This window comes from Micromonospora sp. NPDC047738 (assembly GCF_040642675.1).
GTDB lineage: Bacteria > Actinomycetota > Actinomycetes > Mycobacteriales > Micromonosporaceae > Micromonospora.
In genome coordinates, this window is sequence record NZ_JBEYSO010000040.1 from 12,504 (window position 1) to 27,498 (window position 14,995).

General features: G+C 74.0%; 17 protein-coding genes. 9 read left to right on the plus strand and 8 right to left on the minus strand.

What is annotated here, in order from left to right; all coding sequences use genetic code 11:
• Positions 1 to 23 precede the first annotated feature (23 nt).
• Together gdhA and ABZ783_RS33510 are read right to left on the minus strand one after the other, a co-directional pair.
• Positions 24 to 1,361: an NADP-specific glutamate dehydrogenase gene (gdhA, locus tag ABZ783_RS33505; RefSeq protein WP_357445825.1), complete on the minus strand. Its 1,338-nt coding sequence runs from the start codon at positions 1,359 to 1,361 to the stop codon at positions 24 to 26.
• Positions 1,362 to 1,575: 214 nt separating this feature from the next.
• Positions 1,576 to 3,033: a PLP-dependent aminotransferase family protein gene (locus ABZ783_RS33510; protein ID WP_357445828.1), complete on the minus strand. Its 1,458-nt coding sequence runs from the start codon at positions 3,031 to 3,033 to the stop codon at positions 1,576 to 1,578.
• Positions 3,034 to 3,055: 22 nt separating this feature from the next.
• Here ABZ783_RS33510 and ABZ783_RS33515 point away from each other — a divergent pair, with 22 nt between their 5' ends.
• From ABZ783_RS33515 to ABZ783_RS33525, 3 genes are all read left to right on the plus strand, one after another.
• Complete coding sequence (locus tag ABZ783_RS33515; protein ID WP_357445831.1) at positions 3,056 to 4,054, plus strand: DMT family transporter; 999 nt, start codon at positions 3,056 to 3,058, stop codon at positions 4,052 to 4,054.
• An 88-nt stretch (positions 4,055 to 4,142) separates the two neighbouring features.
• On the plus strand, positions 4,143 to 5,114 hold the full coding sequence (locus tag ABZ783_RS33520; protein ID WP_357445834.1) for a pirin family protein: 972 nt from the start codon (positions 4,143 to 4,145) through the stop codon (positions 5,112 to 5,114).
• Between the two features lie 31 nt (positions 5,115 to 5,145).
• Positions 5,146 to 5,811 carry a hypothetical protein gene (locus ABZ783_RS33525; RefSeq protein ID WP_357445837.1) on the plus strand — a complete coding sequence of 222 codons (666 nt, stop codon included), beginning with the start codon at positions 5,146 to 5,148 and terminating at the stop codon, positions 5,809 to 5,811.
• Positions 5,812 to 6,023: 212 nt separating this feature from the next.
• On the opposite strand, the gene ABZ783_RS33530 is transcribed toward ABZ783_RS33525, so the two are convergent.
• Positions 6,024 to 6,686, minus strand: a complete 663-nt coding sequence (locus ABZ783_RS33530) for a DUF1345 domain-containing protein (protein ID WP_357445839.1) — start codon at positions 6,684 to 6,686, stop codon at positions 6,024 to 6,026.
• A gap of 9 nt (positions 6,687 to 6,695) precedes the next feature.
• Complete coding sequence (locus tag ABZ783_RS33535) at positions 6,696 to 6,965, minus strand: DUF2795 domain-containing protein (protein ID WP_357445842.1); 270 nt, start codon at positions 6,963 to 6,965, stop codon at positions 6,696 to 6,698.
• A gap of 153 nt (positions 6,966 to 7,118) precedes the next feature.
• Between ABZ783_RS33535 and ABZ783_RS33540 the strand changes: the two genes are divergently transcribed.
• The gene (locus ABZ783_RS33540) at positions 7,119 to 7,526 is read left to right on the plus strand and encodes a DUF2267 domain-containing protein (RefSeq protein WP_073836542.1); all 408 of its coding nucleotides are present in this window, start codon (positions 7,119 to 7,121) and stop codon (positions 7,524 to 7,526) included.
• Positions 7,527 to 7,613: 87 nt separating this feature from the next.
• Here ABZ783_RS33540 and ABZ783_RS33545 read toward each other — a convergent pair whose 3' ends face one another.
• Positions 7,614 to 8,762 carry a CaiB/BaiF CoA-transferase family protein gene (locus tag ABZ783_RS33545; RefSeq protein WP_357445845.1) on the minus strand — a complete coding sequence of 383 codons (1,149 nt, stop codon included), beginning with the start codon at positions 8,760 to 8,762 and terminating at the stop codon, positions 7,614 to 7,616.
• A gap of 261 nt (positions 8,763 to 9,023) precedes the next feature.
• Between ABZ783_RS33545 and ABZ783_RS33550 the strand changes: the two genes are divergently transcribed.
• From ABZ783_RS33550 to ABZ783_RS33565, 4 genes are all read left to right on the plus strand, one after another.
• Positions 9,024 to 10,043 (plus strand): TerC/Alx family metal homeostasis membrane protein, encoded by a 1,020-nt coding sequence (locus ABZ783_RS33550; RefSeq protein WP_357445849.1) that lies wholly within the window; start codon positions 9,024 to 9,026, stop codon positions 10,041 to 10,043.
• A 103-nt stretch (positions 10,044 to 10,146) separates the two neighbouring features.
• The gene (locus tag ABZ783_RS33555) at positions 10,147 to 10,737 is read left to right on the plus strand and encodes a sulfite oxidase-like oxidoreductase (protein ID WP_357445929.1); all 591 of its coding nucleotides are present in this window, start codon (positions 10,147 to 10,149) and stop codon (positions 10,735 to 10,737) included.
• 1 nt (position 10,738) lies between these two features.
• Complete coding sequence (locus ABZ783_RS33560) at positions 10,739 to 11,500, plus strand: ferredoxin reductase (RefSeq protein WP_357445852.1); 762 nt, start codon at positions 10,739 to 10,741, stop codon at positions 11,498 to 11,500.
• Positions 11,501 to 11,513: 13 nt separating this feature from the next.
• Positions 11,514 to 11,807 (plus strand): DUF6510 family protein, encoded by a 294-nt coding sequence (locus tag ABZ783_RS33565; protein WP_357445855.1) that lies wholly within the window; start codon positions 11,514 to 11,516, stop codon positions 11,805 to 11,807.
• Positions 11,808 to 11,955: 148 nt separating this feature from the next.
• Here the strand turns inward: ABZ783_RS33565 and ABZ783_RS33570 are convergent, their stop codons facing one another.
• Positions 11,956 to 13,176, minus strand: coding sequence for an MFS transporter (locus ABZ783_RS33570; RefSeq protein ID WP_357445858.1), 1,221 nt, complete (start codon positions 13,174 to 13,176; stop codon positions 11,956 to 11,958).
• A 435-nt stretch (positions 13,177 to 13,611) separates the two neighbouring features.
• On the opposite strand from ABZ783_RS33570, the gene ABZ783_RS33575 reads away from it, so the two are divergent.
• Positions 13,612 to 14,145 (plus strand): GNAT family protein, encoded by a 534-nt coding sequence (locus ABZ783_RS33575; RefSeq protein WP_357445861.1) that lies wholly within the window; start codon positions 13,612 to 13,614, stop codon positions 14,143 to 14,145.
• 51 nt (positions 14,146 to 14,196) lie between these two features.
• On the opposite strand, the gene ABZ783_RS33580 is transcribed toward ABZ783_RS33575, so the two are convergent.
• Positions 14,197 to 14,355: a hypothetical protein gene (locus ABZ783_RS33580; RefSeq protein WP_357445864.1), complete on the minus strand. Its 159-nt coding sequence runs from the start codon at positions 14,353 to 14,355 to the stop codon at positions 14,197 to 14,199.
• On the minus strand, positions 14,352 to 14,963 hold the full coding sequence (gene rpsD, locus ABZ783_RS33585; RefSeq protein ID WP_357445867.1) for a 30S ribosomal protein S4: 612 nt from the start codon (positions 14,961 to 14,963) through the stop codon (positions 14,352 to 14,354). The genes ABZ783_RS33580 and rpsD overlap by 4 nt, the downstream gene beginning before the upstream one ends.
• Between the last annotated feature and the right edge of the window lie 32 nt (positions 14,964 to 14,995).

The window sequence follows — 14,995 nt, forward strand, 5'->3', positions numbered from 1 at the left end:
GCCCGGCCGCCCACAGTGGTCGCTCACACCAGGCCGTGCGCGAGCATCGCCTCCGCCACCCGACGGAAACCGTTGATGTTCGCGCCGGCCACGTAGTCACCCGGCAGGCCGTAGTCCTGGGCGGTGGCCCAGCAGCGGGCGTGGATGTCCCGCATGGTCTCCCGCAGCCGCTGCTCCGACTGGGCGAACGTCCACGAGTCGCGGCTGGCGTTCTGTTGCATCTCCAGTGCGCTCACCGCCACGCCGCCCGCGTTGGCCGCCTTGCCCGGGGCGAACTTCACCCCCGCCCGGCCCAGGATCCGCACGGCCTCCGGCGTGGTGGGCATGTTCGCCCCCTCCACCACCGCGATGCAGCCGCCGGCCACCAGCGCCGCGGCCTCAGCGCCGCCGATCTCGTTCTGCGTCGCGCACGGCAGCGCCAGGTCGCAGGGCACCTCCCAGACGGTACGACCGGTGACCGCCACCGCGTCCGGCACGTGCTTGACGTAGGTGTCGAGCCGGACCCGGCGCTCCTCCTTCAGCTCCCGCAGCAACTCCAGGTCGATGCCCTGCTCGTCCAGCACGTACCCGTGCGAGTCGGAGCAGGCCACCACCCGGCCGCCGAGCTGGTGCACCTTCTCGATGGCGTAGATCGCCACGTTGCCCGAGCCGGACACCACCACCCGCTTGCCTTCCAGGCTGTCCCCGGCCTGCTTCAGCATCTCCTCGGCGAAGAAGACCGCCCCGTACCCGGTCGCCTCCCGGCGCACCTGCGCGCCCCCGTACGACAGGCCCTTGCCGGTGAGCACCCCCGACTCGTACCGGTTGGTGATCCGCTTGTACTGGCCGAACAGGTAGCCGATCTCCCGACCGCCGACGCCGATGTCGCCGGCCGGCACGTCGGTCTGCGCGCCGATGTGCCGGTACAGCTCCGTCATGAAGCTCTGGCAGAAGCGCATCACCTCCCGGTCCGAGCAGCCCTTCGGGTCGAAGTCCGCGCCGCCCTTGCCACCTCCGATCGGCAGGCCGGTCAGCGCGTTCTTGAAGATCTGCTCGAAGCCGAGGAACTTGACGATGCCCAGGTAGACCGACGGGTGGAAGCGCAGCCCGCCCTTGAACGGGCCCAGCGCGCTGTTGAACTCCACCCGGAAGCCGCGGTTCACCCGGATCCGGCCGCGGTCGTCCTCCCACGGCACCCGGAAGATGACCTGCCGCTCCGGCTCACAGATCCGCTCGATGATCCGTGCGTGCGCGTACTCGGGGTGACGGGCCAGGGCCGGGCCGATGCTCTCCAGCACCTCCCGTACCGCCTGGTGGAACTCGGGTTCACCCGGGTTGCGGCTGACCACGCCCGCGAACACCGTCTCGATGGTCTCCGGCATCACCCGACACGTCCCTTCCGGTCCCGGGCTGCCCCGTCGCCCCACCGGATCGGCCTCGCGCCGACCGCCCCCGGATACGATAATCACCATCGTCCGGTTCACTGATCCCGTGGACGAGTTGATCTGGGACGGCGCGCGAGCCTCCCGTGACTGGCTGGACGGCGCCAACGGGCGCCGGGGACACCGAGCTGACCTGCCGGTGGCACCCTGATCCTCACCGCGGGTTGGTGAATCGGCCGGATGGTGCGGGCGGCTGGCCTCGTGGCCGGCGCGCGTCGGTGACGGCTTCGGCGGCGCGAGCGAGGCGGCGGACGGCCTCGTCCATGAGCTCGGGCGGGGCCGCGGCGTAGGTCAGGCGCAGGTGCGGCGCCGGGGGTTCGGCCGCGTACCACGGGCGGCCGGGGAAGACGATGACGCCTTCGGCGGCAGCCGCGCCGGCCAGTGCGACGTCGTCGGTGCCGTCGGGCAGGCGGACCCACAGGTGCAGGCCGCCACGGGGGATCATCGCTGGGGCGAGCTCCGGCAGGTGCCGGCGCAGCGCCGTCAGCAGCGCCTCACGCCGCGCCCGCAGCGCGGTGCGCAGGGTACGGCGGTGCCGGGCCCAGGACGGGGCGGTGACGAACTCCAGCGTGGCCTGCTGCAGCGGACCGGCCACGAAGAAGTCGTCGAGCAACCGGGCCGAGCGCAGCCGGGCACCGGCCGGGCCGCGGGCACCGATCGCGGCGACCCGCAGCCCGGGAGCGGCGGACTTGGTCAGTGAGCGCAGGTAGACGACATGCCCGTCGGGGTCGTCGGCGGCCAGCGGTGGCGGGCCCTCTCCGTCGATGGTGAGGTCGCGGGCGTAGTCGTCCTCGATCAGGAATGCGCCCGCGTCTCGGACGGCGTCGGCGACCCCGGCCCGGCGGTGAGCTGCCAGGCTCGCACCGGACGGGTTGGCGTGCAGCGGTTGGCAGTAGAACAGTCGCGCGCCGGTGCGGGCGAACGCGGCGGCGAGCTGGTCCGGGCGTACGCCGTCGGCGTCGGCGGGCACCGGCACCACCCGCAGCCCGGCCGCCCGGGCCGTGGCCAGCGCCCCCAGGTACGTCGGAGACTCGACGAGCAGGGTGTCGCCGGGCGCGGCGAGCGCGCGCAACGCCGACGACAGCGCCGCCTGCCCGCCCGGGCAGATCACCATGTCGTCGGCGTGCAGCCCGGTCCCGGCCTCGCGGGCGAACCAGGCGCGCAGGTCCGCGCGTCCCTCGGCCGGTCCGCGCTGCCAGGCTGCGGGCTGCCGGGCGGCGCGGGCGAGCGCGGCGCCGAGCGCCGCGGCCGGCTGCAGATCGGCGTCCAGGTAGCCGCCGGACAGCGGAATCGCTCCCGGCCGCGGTAACGCCAGTAACGCCTGCATCTCCTCCTCGCCCGGTCTGCGGGCGCCGAGCGCCACCGTCTGCCAGGACAGGTCGGGTGCGCGCCGCTCGTCCGGCCGGGCGGCCACGAAGGTGCCCTTCCCCGGTCGCGTCTCGATCAGTCCTTGCGCCACCAGTTGCCGGACCGCCTCGGCGACGGTGACCGGTGAGGCCTGGTGCCGGGCGGTCAACTCGCGCACCGAGGGCAGCCGTGTGCCGGCGGCCGCGGCGGCCGCCAGCCCGCGCAGATCTTGGATAACGCGATCCACTGCGTTACCGTTGTCCATGAAGCGGAAGAGTAGCGCTACTGTGGCCGCCACGGTAACGGCGGAACGGTTCATCGGCCTCACCCTCGGCGCGCTGGGCGTGCTCGCCTTCAGCATGTCGCTGCCCGCCACCCGCGTCGCCGTGGGGCACCTCGACCCGTGGTTCGTGGCCTTCGGCCGGGCCGTCGGCGCGGCGCTACTGGCCTGGGCGTATCTGCGTTTCACCGGCGCGCCGCGGCCCACCCGCCGCCAGTGGCGGCGGCTGTCGATCGTGGCCGTCGGCGTCGTCGTCGGCTTCCCGCTGTTCACCTCGTTGGCACTGACCACCCAGACCGCCGCGCACGGCGCGGTCGTCATCACCGTGCTGCCCGCCATGACCGCCGTGTTCGCGGTACTGCGGGCCGGCGAGCGCCCACCGCCGCTGTTCTGGGTCGCCAGCGGCGGCGGGCTGGTCGCGGTGCTCGCCTTCCTGATGACCAGCGGGGCGGTGCACGGCGCACTGTCGACCGCCGACCTGTTCCTGCTCGCGGCGGTCGTCCTGTGCGGGCTGGGCTACGCCGAGGGCGGCTCGCTCGCCCGGGAACTCGGCGGCGCCCGGACGATCTGCTGGGCGCTGCTGCTCTCGCTGCCGGTCACCCTGGTCATCACGCTCGTCGCCGCCGTGGCGAATCCCCCGCACGCCGACGTCGCCGCCTGGTCGGCGTTCGGCTATCTCACCGCGATCTCCATGTTCCTGGGCTTCTTCGCCTGGTACGCGGGCCTGGCCCGAGGTGGCATCGCCCAGGTCGGCCAGCTCCAACTCGCCCAGCCGGTACTCACCCTGCTCTGGTCCGCGCTGCTGCTCGCCGAAACCGTCACCCCGGCCTCGATCGGGGCGGCGCTGGTCGTGCTGGCCTGCGTCGTACTGACCCAGCGCACCCGCGACAACACACCGGCGTCCGCCGAAAGCGGAGCGACCACCTCCACGCCCCGCCGACCGGCGGCGGGACACGCGGCGCCCACGCCGACGCGTACCGGGCCGGCGGGTCGCCGGGCGCGGTGATCGCCAGCCCGTGCACCCGCTCCGCGTCGGCCCCGCGGAGGCCGTGAACCCGGTGACCGACCCGGCGAGCTGCGCGTAGAGTCGGGCGGTGGACCGTACCGAATCGCTGCCGGCGCAGACCGTCCCACCTGGCGCGGCGCCCACCGACCCGGGCAGCGTGCTGCTGCCCGGGCACGACGTGCCGCTCGGCCGCTACACCACGGTGCGGCGGCTGCTGCCGCAGCGGCAGCGGCGGATGGTGGGCGCCTGGTGCTTCGTCGACCACTTCGGACCGGATGACGTCGCCGAGCGGCCGGGCATGGAGGTGCCGCCGCACCCGCACACCGGGTTGCAGACCGTCACCTGGCTGCTCGACGGAGAAATCCTGCACCGGGACAGTCTGGGCAACGTCCAGCCGATCCGCCCGGAGCAGCTCAATGTGATGACCTCCGGTCACGGCATCGCCCACTCGGAGCGGTCACCGGCGGCGCACCCCCCGGTCATGCACGGCGTCCAGCTCTGGGTGGCGCTGCCCGACCCGGCGCGGGCCGGCGCGGCGGACTTCGCCCACCACGCGGAGCTGCCCCGCTGGCGCGACGGCGACCTCGACGTGACCCTGCTGGTCGGCGAGGTGGGCGGCGAGCGTTCGCCGGCCGTGGTGCACACCCCGCTGGTGGGCGCGCAGCTCGAGGTCCGCGGCCCGGCGCCGGCCACCCTGCCGCTGCGCCGTGACTTCGAGTACGGCCTGCTGGCGATGTCCGGCTCCGCCGAGGTGGACGGGGTGCCGTTCGCGCCGGGGGCGCTGCTCTACCTGGGCTCCGGTCGGGCCGTGCTGACCCTGCGCGCCGCCCCGGGCAGCCGGCTGCTGCTGCTCGGCGGTACGCCGTTCGAGGAGCCGCTGGTCATGTGGTGGAACTTCGTGGGCCGCTCACACGAGGAGGTCGCCGCCGCCCGGGAGGACTGGATGGCGGGCCGCCGGTTCGGCGCCGTCGCCGACGATCCGGCGCCCCCGCTGCCGGCCCCGGCGCTGCCCACCACGCGACTGAAGGCGCGGGACCGCAGCGGCGGTGTGCTCGGCTGAATGCCTGGCCCCGGCGCGGGTAGACCCGGGCATGCCGACCAGTGTGATTTCCAGCATCGAGGACAAGAAGCGGCTGGTCCGCCGGCTCGCCGGGGACGGCCGGGGGTTCGCCGAACGGTACGGGTTCCGGGTCATCAACAACCCGTCCTCCCTTTTCCAGGTGCTCTACCTGTCCGTTCTGCTGGCCCGCCGCGGCGACTTCCGCAAGGCGGTCGACAGTGCGGTGGCGCTCCGGGACAGCGGATGGGACAGCGCCGCCCGGCTGGCCCGGTCGTTGCACGCCGACCGGGTACGCGTGCTGCGCGAGGCGGGCCAGCGCGGCGATGTGGACCAGTTGGCCACCGTGCTCGGTGACCTGGCCCGTGCCGTCGTGGACCGCTACCGGGGCGACCTGCGCCGGTTGCGGACCGCGGCGCAGCAGGATCCGGCCCGGGAACGGCGGTTGCTCCGCGACCTGCCCGGTGTGGACGACGACGTGATCGAGTTGTTCCTGCGCGAGGCCCAGGCGGTGTGGCGCGAGGTGGCGCCGGTGGCCGACAAGCGGGCCCTGGTCGCGGCCCGCCGGCTGGGGCTCGGCCGCTCCGCCGACGACCTGGCCGGGCTGGCCGGCAGCGGTGAGTCGGAGCGGCTGGCCTGGCTGGTGGGTGCACTGGCCCGAGTGGACCTGGAGAAGCGGTACGCGGAGCTGACGAGTTGATCGGGACGTGCGGCGGGACACACTTTCGCGATAGTCACCCGTTCGGCTGATGTTGCATTGTATGATGATCGTGGCAGCGATGCCCGCCCGGTTCGGGCGAAGATCCACCGCTTGATGGTCGCGACCCGGTTCGGGCGCGGACCACCAAGGACAGGTGCTGCGTGGCGCCCCAGGTCGCGGTTCGTGACCCGGGGCGCCCGCCTGTCGGGGGCTCATCGCGCCAGGCTGGCCACCAGGTTGACGGTGGCCGCGATGATGACGGATCCGAAGAGGTACGCGAGCAGCGTGTGGGCGAGCACGGTCCGCCGCATCTCGGTGCTGGACAGGTCGGTGTCCGAGACCTGGAACGTGGCCCCCACCGTGAACGCCAGGTAGGCGAAGTCCGCGTAGCAGGGCGGTTCGGGTTGGTGGAAGTTCACCCCGCCCGGCGTGCCGCTGTAGTACAGCCGGGCGTACCGGGCGGCGAACAAGGTGTGCACCACGAACCAGGAGACCACCACGCTGAGTACGCCCAACCCGGCGTTGGCGTCCAACGGAAGGCCGGAGCGGGCGGCGTGCGCCTTGGTCAGCACCACCCCGACCCCGACCAGGCTGGCCATGCAGGCGACCAGCAGGAGCACGTCCCGGACCGCCCGATTCGGATCCTCGCTCACGGCCAGCCGCGCCGTCCGGGCGGCGTCCAGCCGCCACAGCCGGCCCCAGAGCAGGGCCAGCCAGGCCAGCGCGGCGGCGTCCCAGCCCACCAGCGGGCCGAGTGCCGGCGAGGCCAGCACCCCGAACAGTCCACCGCAGACGACCCCGACCAGCCCCATCACGGCGAGCTGGACCCTGGCCGGGGTGTGCCCGTCCGGGACGCCGCGGCCCGGGCTCCGCACCGGCGGGTGTCAGATGCCGCGTACGTGCTGCGAGACCCGGTTGTGCTTGTCCCGGGCCTGCGCCGCGCGCTGCGACCGGTCGACCTCGGGCGCGGCGTCGATGCCCGCCGAGCGGGCCACCTCATTGCCGTTGGCGTAGTCCACCGGCGGCAGCGCCCGCAGCGCCTGCAACACGTCCGGCGGCGCGCCCTCCCGTTCGGCCTCCCGGATGACGTCGTCCTTGCCGGCCGGATAGTCCAGCGCCGACAGGTAGTCCAGGACGTCCGTGTAACTCGCCATGAGTCGGGCTCCTCGCGCCTCGGTTGCGGTCACGACCGGCGGCGGTTACCCGCCGGGCCGCCGGTCACGCACGGGACGGGCGGAAAATCCCGTCGTTTCCGCGCCCCGGTGGCGGGTAGGCGGCCGATCCGCAGACCGAAGGGGGCACCACCGATGCAATACCTCACCTTCGTCGACCAGGTCGCCCGGCGTACCGGGACGTCCGAGGAGCGGGCGGCGGAGCTGGCCCGGGCCACGTTGGAGACCCTGGCCGAACGGTTGACCGGCGGCGAATTGCTGGATCTCGCCGCGCAGCTGCCGAAGGGGCTCCAGCGGGTGCTCAAGCCCCACCCGAGTGCCGAGGCGGCCGAACGGTTCGGGGCGGCCGAGTTCGTCGCCCGGGTCGCCCGACGGGCCGACATCGACGAGAACGCCGCGCGGGACACCATTCGGGCCGTGTTCACCACCCTGCGCGAGGCGATCACCGGCGGGGAGTTCAACGACGTGGTGGTGCAGCTGCCCCGCGATTTCCGGGACATCGTGGAGCCGGCACTCGCGCCGGCCAGCGCGCGCCGCAGGTGAGGCGCGCCGCTCGGCCGCCCTGAGCGGTCGTGCCCCCGCGCCCGAGGGCTGACGAGGCCGTCCGCTGCGGCGCCGCCCCGGTAGCGGTCAGGCGACCCGGCCGGCGGCGCGCAGGGCGGCGATCCGGTCGGCGTCGAAGCCGGCCTCGGTGAGCAGTTCGTCGGTGTGCTCGCCGGGCCGCGGGGGCGGCCGGCGTATGGCCGTGGGGGTCGCCGAGAAGCGTGGCGCGGGCGCCGGTTGGGTGATCCCGTCGTGGTCGACGAAGACGCCCCGGGCCGCCAGGTGCGGGTGCTCCGGCGCCTCCGTCCAGTCCAGCACCGGCGCGACACAGGCGTCGGATCCGGCGAGCAGCTCCGTCCACTCGTCCCGGGTCCGGGTGCGGAACAGGCGCGCCCACGCCGTACGCAGCGCGGGCCAGTTGGCCGGGTCGGTCCGGTCCGGGGCCTCGTCGCCGGCCAGCGGCAAACCGGTGCGCCGGATCAGCTCGTCGTAGAACCGCGGTTCCAGCGCGCCCACCGCGAGGTACCGCCCGTCGGCGCACTCGTACGTGTCGTAGAAGGGGGCGCCGCCGTCGAGCAGGTTCACCCCGCGCCGGTCCTGCCACCTGCCGGCCGCGCGCAGCGCGTGGATCTGGGTGGCCAGCACCGACACGCCGTCCACGATGGCCGCGTCGACGACCTGGCCGGGCGCGCCTGCCCGGACCGCGTACAAGGCGGCGACGACGCCGAGGGCCAGCATCATCCCGCCGCCGCCGAAGTCGCCGAGCAGGTTCATCGGCGGCACCGGGCGCTCGCCGGCCCGGCCGATGCCGTGCAGCGCGCCGGTCAGCGCCAGGTAGTCGATGTCGTGGCCGGCGGTGTGGGCGAGCGGTCCGTCCTGGCCCCAGCCGGTCATCCGCCCGTACACCAGCCGGGGGTTGACGGCGAGGCAGTCGTCGGGGCCGAGGCCGAGTCGCTCGGTGACCCCGGGCCGGAAACCCTCGAGCAGCGCGTCCGCCCCGGCCACCAGCGCGAGCACCACCTCCCGCCCCTCGGCGGACTTGAGGTCGACGGCGAGCGAGCGGCGGTTGCGGGTGAGCAGGTCGCCGGGCATGCTGCCGAACTCGTCCGGGGCGGTGCGGTCGACGCGGACCACGTCCGCGCCGAGGTCGGCCAGCATCATCGCGGCGAACGGGCCGGGCCCGATGCCGGCCAGCTCGATCACCCGTACGCCGGCGAGCGGGCCCTCATTGGTCATCGCGTCACCATAGGTCCCCGGCGCACTACACACCATGGTCCGCCGCCGCACCCAGCAGTTGACCAGGGCAATCATTCGACCCGGGGGCATCGATGCGGACTTGGCGGGCACGCTGAGGTTGCCCTAACCTGGAGCGCGCGAGGGGAGTACTTCCCACGAACCATTCCGGTCAGTACGGCGTGCCCGGCACGCCTCGGGTGGTTGCCCACGAAGGGTGGGTGAAGGAGACCTCGAACATGACACGGTGTTCGAGGAGATCCCATGACCGAATTGTCGTACCTGTCCGCGGCTGAGCTGTCTACGGTCGGCACCCCCACCCTGTGGGCGGTGACCATCGCCGGCGTGCTCGCCCTGCTGGTGCTCGACTTCCTGGTCACCCGCCGCCCGCACGAGGTGTCGCTCAAGGAGGCCCTCGGCTGGTCGGCCTTCTACGTCGCCCTGCCGCTGGCCTTCGGCGCCTGGGTCTGGTCCCGGTACGGTTCGGAGTTGGGCGTCCAGTACCTGACCGGCTACCTGGTGGAGAAGTCGCTCTCGGTCGACAACCTCTTCGTCTTCATGCTGCTGCTGGCGGCCTTCGCGGTGCCCGCGGTACTGGCCCAGCGGGTCCTGCTCTACGGCATCGCGGGTGCGTTGGTGCTGCGCGCGGTCTTCATCGCCCTCGGCGCCGCCGCCCTGCAGAACCTCGACTTCGCCTTCCTGCTGTTCGCGATCATCCTGATCGCCACCGCGGTCAAGCTGCTCCGCGACGCGCTCTCCGGGCACGAGCAGGAGGTCGACATCAACAAGATGCGGTCGGTGAAGCTGCTCCGCAAGATCATGCCGGTGGTCGAGGAATACCAGGGCACCAGGATGACCGTGCGGCAGCACGGCCGCCGCGCGCTCACCCCGCTCGCCCTCGTGGTGGTCGCGGTGCTCGCCACCGACGTGGTCTTCGCCGTCGACTCGGTGCCCGCCGTCTACGGCATCACCGAGGACCCCTACCTGGTCTTCGCCACCAACGCGTTCGCCCTGCTCGGCCTGCGCGCGCTCTACTTCGTGCTGCACGCGGCGCTGAGCCGCCTGGTGCACCTCAGCTACGGCCTGGCCGTCATCCTCGCCTTCATCGGCGTCAAGCTCGGCCTGCACTGGGCGCACGGCGTCTGGCCGGGGGTGCCGCAGATCCCCACGCTCGCCTCGCTCGGCGTGATCATCGGCGTCCTCGTGGTGGTCACCCTGACCAGCCTGCGCACCACCCGGAACCGGGAAGCGGGCGACGCAAAGGTCGTCGCCGAGCGGCACTGAAACCGCCGGACGGAGCCGCCGCGGTGGTCACCCACCGCGGCCGGTCCGGCCGAACCCCACGCCCCGCCCACCCCTGCGGTGGTACGACTGACGGGTGGGAATCGTGTCGCCGGGCTTCCAGGGCCGGCCCCGCACGGCCGAGCCGGCCCTGCCGCCCGGGCAGTACCTCACCGAGGACTGGCCGGTGCTCTCCGCCGGCCCGACGCCGAAGGTGCCGCTGGACACCTGGGAATTCGTCGTCAGCACCGAGACCGGCGCCGAGTTCCGCTGGTCCTGGTCCGAGCTGATGGGGCTGCCGCAGGAGACGCCGACGGTGGACATCCACTGCGTCACCCGCTGGTCCAAGCTCGGCACCAACTGGCAGGCCGTCTCCCTGGACACCCTGCTCGAGGGCATCGACACCGACGCGCGGTACGCGCTGGCCCACTCGTACGGCGGGTACACCACGAACCTGCCGTTGGACGACCTGCGCGGCGGGCGGGCCTGGGTGGCGCACACGTACGAGGGCGGCCCGCTCCCGGCCGAGCACGGCGGCCCGGCCCGGCTGCTCGTACCGCACCTCTACTTCTGGAAGTCGGCGAAGTGGGTGCGGGGCATCCGGCTGCTCGTCGACGACCAGCCCGGTTTCTGGGAGACCGCGGGCTACCACGACTACGGCGACCCGTGGCGCGAGCAGCGCTACCAGGGCGACTGAGGTGTCCGCGCCCCCGGCCGGCAACCGGGTCGCCGCGCCGCTGACCTGGCGGGTGGCCCGCCTGGCCGAGCGCCGGATCGAGACGCCGACCGCGCAGACCCTGGTCCTGGACGTGCCCGGCTGGCCGGGGCACCTGCCGGGGCAGCACGTCGATGTCCGGCTCACCGCCGCCGACGGCTACCAGGCGGCCCGGTCGTACTCGCTCGCGGAGCCGGCCGACGCCAGCCGGATCGCGCTGACCGTGCAGCGGGTGCCCGACGGGGAGGTGTCGCCGTACCTGATCGACGTGTGGGCCGCGGGCGACCCGGTGGAGGTACGCGGGCCGGTCGGCGGCTGGTTCGTCTGGCGTACCGAGCAGACCGCGCCGGTGCTGCTGGTGGCCGGCGGCTCCGGCGTGGTGCCGCTGATGGCGATGCTTCGGGCCCGCCGCGCCGCCGGCAGCCGGGCGCCCTTCCGGCTGATCTACTCGGTGCGCAGCCCCGCCGACGTCTTCTACGCCGACGAACTGCGCCGCCGCGTCCGCGAGGACCAGGGCCTGGACGTGGCGTACGTGTACACCCGACAGGCGCCGGAGGACTGGCGGGGCGAACCGCACCGGATCAACCTGGCCGACGTCAACACCCACGGCTGGCCGCCTGATCTGGACCCGCTCTGCTACGTCTGCGGTCCCACCGGCTTCGTGGAGACCGTGGCGGACCTGCTGGTGGGCCTGGGCCACCCGACCCGGCGGGTGAAGACCGAACGCTTCGGACCGACCGGGTGACCGAGGAGGGCGCATGACCGACATGTCCTACCTGGACGGCAACATGCTGGACGGGCCGCTGCGGGAGATCTTCGCGGTGGACCTCAGCACCGCCACCGGCCGGTGCGCGCACTGCGGCACGGCCGGCCCGATGGCCGGGCTGCACGTCTTCTCCCACGCCCCCGGCCTGGTCGGCCGCTGCCCGGTCTGCGAGCAGGTGATGCTGCGGCTGGTCCGCGCGCCCGACCGCGCCTGGTTGGACCTGCGCGGGGCCACCGTCCTCGAGCTGCCGATGCCGCTCGACCAGCCCCACCCCGGCCCGCTGTAGCGCCCCCCTCGCGCGGCAGGAACCACCAGATCGCCGATGTCGCGCGATAAGCTCGCCCTCGACACGCCCACCTCGGCGACCTGGAGTCCGATCCGTCGGTCTGCCCGGCCCAGCGGTGGGGAGGCCGGCCGGCCTCCCCACCGGCGGTTCAGCCGGACGTGTCCGCGAGTCGTCGCCAGGCCAGCGCGGTGAGCACCGCCAGCGCGCCGGCGGCGAGCCAGAACGGCGCCAGGAGACTTCCCGTCACCTGCGCGACGAGCCCGCCGGTCACCGTGCCGACGGCGGCCCCGCCCAGGTCGGCGAGGGAGTAGACGCTGTTCACCCGGCCGCGCAGCCGGTCCGGCACGAGCCGCTGCCGCAGCGACACCACGAGCACGCCCCACACCATCGCGTGCACGCCCCAGACGGCGAGGGCCGCCCCGGCCACCCAGGGCTGCCGGGTGGTCGCCAGCACGACCTGGAGCCCGATCTCCATCAGCAGCCCGACACGCAGCAGCGCGGGGGTGCCGAACCGGGCCCGCAGCCGGACCGCCAGGGTGCTCCCGGCGAGCCCGCCCAGCGCGGAGGCGGTCAGCAGCAGGCCGTACCCGACCTCGGTGAGGCCGAGCCGCTGCCGGGCGTACAGCACGAACGCGGCGAACGCCGCGCAGAACGCCACGTTCATCACCGCGATGCAGCCGGCGAGGGTCCGCAGCACCGGTACGGCCCACAGGGCGCGTAGTCCGGCGGCGATGTCCGCCCGCAGCGAGCGCTTCGGGCCGGCGTCCGCGGCCGCCGCGGGTGGGACCGGCCGCCAGCGCAGCAGGGCCAGCAGCAGCGCGGCCAGCCCGAAGGTGGCCGCGTCGAAGCCGAACGGCAGCGCCGCCGCGACCACGAAGAGGTACGCCCCGAGCGGCTTCGAGGCGAACTGGTTGCCGATCACGAAGGTGGCGAAGAGGCGGCTGTTGGCCTGCTCCAGCCGCTCGGGCGGGACCACCGACGGCAGCAGCGCCCCGGCGGCGGTGTCGGCCAGGGTCTCCCCGACGCCGGCGAGGAAGAACGCCAGGCAGATCAGTGGCACGGTGGCCACCCCGGCGAGCACCGCCCCGGCCAGGGCGGCGAGGACCAGGCCCCGGCCGACGTTGACCCCGATGATCAGCCGGCGCCGGTCCAGCCGGTCCACGAGCGCCCCGCTGACCAGGGCGAACAGCAGCCAGGGCAGTTGCGGGGCGAGGGCCGCGGCCACCGCGGCCGGGTGCGGGGTGAGCGAGGCGACCAGCAGCGGGCCGGCGACCAGGGTCACCCCGTCGCCCAGGTTGGAGACGGCGGTGGCGGTCCAGAGGCGGCGGAAGTCGCGGCCGAGCCGGCCGGTGGGAACGGTGACCGTCATGCCGGCCACCGGAGACGGGTACGCGGTCCGGGCACGACGGGATGCCCGGACGGATTGTCCGGAAACACGAGGATCTCCCTCGGAAGCGATGTGGTGGCGTACGCACGCCAGGACGGGGGACCCGCGCGGGGCGGGTCACCTGATCGCTTCGCGGCGAGGGTGGTGCCGAGGGACCGACCCCGGGAACCCGGGGGAGGGCGCGGCGGGGTCGACGGTCCGGCGGGGGAGCGCCGGGTGGGCCGGGCGGCGGGCGCCGCCGGCGGCTCGGGTCAGGACACCATGGTCCCCAGCGGCGAAGCGGAAACCAGCACCGTGCCGAACAGAACCTTCGCCATGCGCGACCTCCCGTCGTCCGGGCCCACGCTAGGCGATCCCGATCCGGCGGGCGACCCCCGATTGGACAGCGGACCGGCCGGTGGCCGAGAGTGAGGCCCCGTGAGATACCTGCGTACCGACGGTCGGGTGGGCATCCGGCGGCCCCGGCCCGCCGACGAGGCCGAGTTCATCGCCGCCGCCCGGCGCAGCCAGGAGCTGCACCACCCGTGGCTGTCCGCCCCCGACGACGCCGAGCGGTACGCCGCGTACCTGCGCAAGATCCGAGGGCGGGACAGCGCCGGCTACCTGTTCTGCGACCGGGCCACCGGGGAGATCGCCGGATACGCCACCATCAGCGGCATCGTCATGGGCGCGCTGCGTGGCGGCTACCTGGGTTACGCCGCCTTCCTGCCGTACGCCGGCACCGGGCACGCCTCAGCCGGCATCCGCCTGGTCATCGCGCACGCCTTCACCGCGCTCGGGCTGCACCGGCTGGAGGCGAACATCCAGCCCGGCAACGAGCCGTCGAAGCGGCTGGCCCGCCGCCTCGGCTTCCGGCTGGAGGGCTTGTCGCCCGACTACCTCTTCATCGACGGCGCCTGGCGGGACCACGAACGGTGGGCGATCACCGCACCGGAGCCCGAGCGGCCCTGACGCGGCGGTGGCGGTCGCCGTCCGGGCGACCGCCACCGCGTTGCCGTCGGCTCAGCGGCCGGGCCCGCGCGCCTGCGGGCGCTGCCCGGTCAGCCGTTGCAACTTCGCCTCCTTGTGCTCCACCCGCCGGCGCTGCCGGGGCGTGAGCCGCGGACGGCCACTCTGCTGGTGGTAGTTGGACACGCGCCGGTCGGTCGGCAGGATGCTCACAGCGGGCCCCCTTCGATGGTCTGGACGGCGAGCGGGACGTCCCGCAGCGCCGGCACCTCCTGGCGCTGCGGCTCCCGGGTCAGGGTCGCGGTGCCGCGGTCCGCCCGGACGTCCAGGTAGGGCGGGCTGTCGCCGGCGGCCTGGTCGGCCAACGCCACGGCGACCGGGGCGCGGCACTGCCGGTCCGGCCGGACCTGGATGGTCTGCCCCGGGCGGACCAGGTAAGAGGCGCGGTTGACCTTGCCGCCGTCGACCGTGAACGTGTTGTGTGCGACCAGGTCGCGGGCCTCGTTGATGGAGCGGGCGAACCCGGCGCGGTGCACCAGCGCGTCCATCCGCTGCTCCAGCTGGCCGGTCAGGTTCTCCGTCGAGTCACCGGGTTGGCTGACGGCCGCCACCAGGGCCCGGGCCAGTTGCCGGTCCCGCAGCTCGTAGCGGGCGCGTACCTGGTGCCGTGCGGTGTCGGCCAACCAGGGGCCCCCAGGCGCGCGTCGCGGCCCGCCGCGTACGCCCACCGGATGCCGCTGCCGCCGCATGCGGTAGCCGTAAGCGGGGTGGATCGGGAACACGTCCTCGGGTGCGGGACGTACCGTGGTCCGGACCGCCATGTCGCTTCCTCCCTCGGCTCTCGCGGTCCCAC

Coding starts and splice junctions, on each gene's coding strand:
- gdhA (WP_357445825.1), bottom strand. CDS start 1,361: ATGCCGGAGACCATCGAGACGGTGTTCGCGGGCGTGGTCAGCCGCAAC.
- ABZ783_RS33510 (WP_357445828.1), bottom strand. CDS start 3,033: ATGGACAACGGTAACGCAGTGGATCGCGTTATCCAAGATCTGCGCGGG.
- ABZ783_RS33525 (WP_357445837.1), top strand. CDS start 5,146: ATGCCGACCAGTGTGATTTCCAGCATCGAGGACAAGAAGCGGCTGGTC.
- ABZ783_RS33535 (WP_357445842.1), bottom strand. CDS start 6,965: ATGGCGAGTTACACGGACGTCCTGGACTACCTGTCGGCGCTGGACTAT.
- ABZ783_RS33540 (WP_073836542.1), top strand. CDS start 7,119: ATGCAATACCTCACCTTCGTCGACCAGGTCGCCCGGCGTACCGGGACG.
- ABZ783_RS33545 (WP_357445845.1), bottom strand. CDS start 8,762: ATGACCAATGAGGGCCCGCTCGCCGGCGTACGGGTGATCGAGCTGGCC.
- ABZ783_RS33550 (WP_357445849.1), top strand. CDS start 9,024: ATGACCGAATTGTCGTACCTGTCCGCGGCTGAGCTGTCTACGGTCGGC.
- ABZ783_RS33565 (WP_357445855.1), top strand. CDS start 11,514: ATGACCGACATGTCCTACCTGGACGGCAACATGCTGGACGGGCCGCTG.
- ABZ783_RS33570 (WP_357445858.1), bottom strand. CDS start 13,176: ATGACGGTCACCGTTCCCACCGGCCGGCTCGGCCGCGACTTCCGCCGC.
- rpsD (WP_357445867.1), bottom strand. CDS start 14,963: ATGGCGGTCCGGACCACGGTACGTCCCGCACCCGAGGACGTGTTCCCG.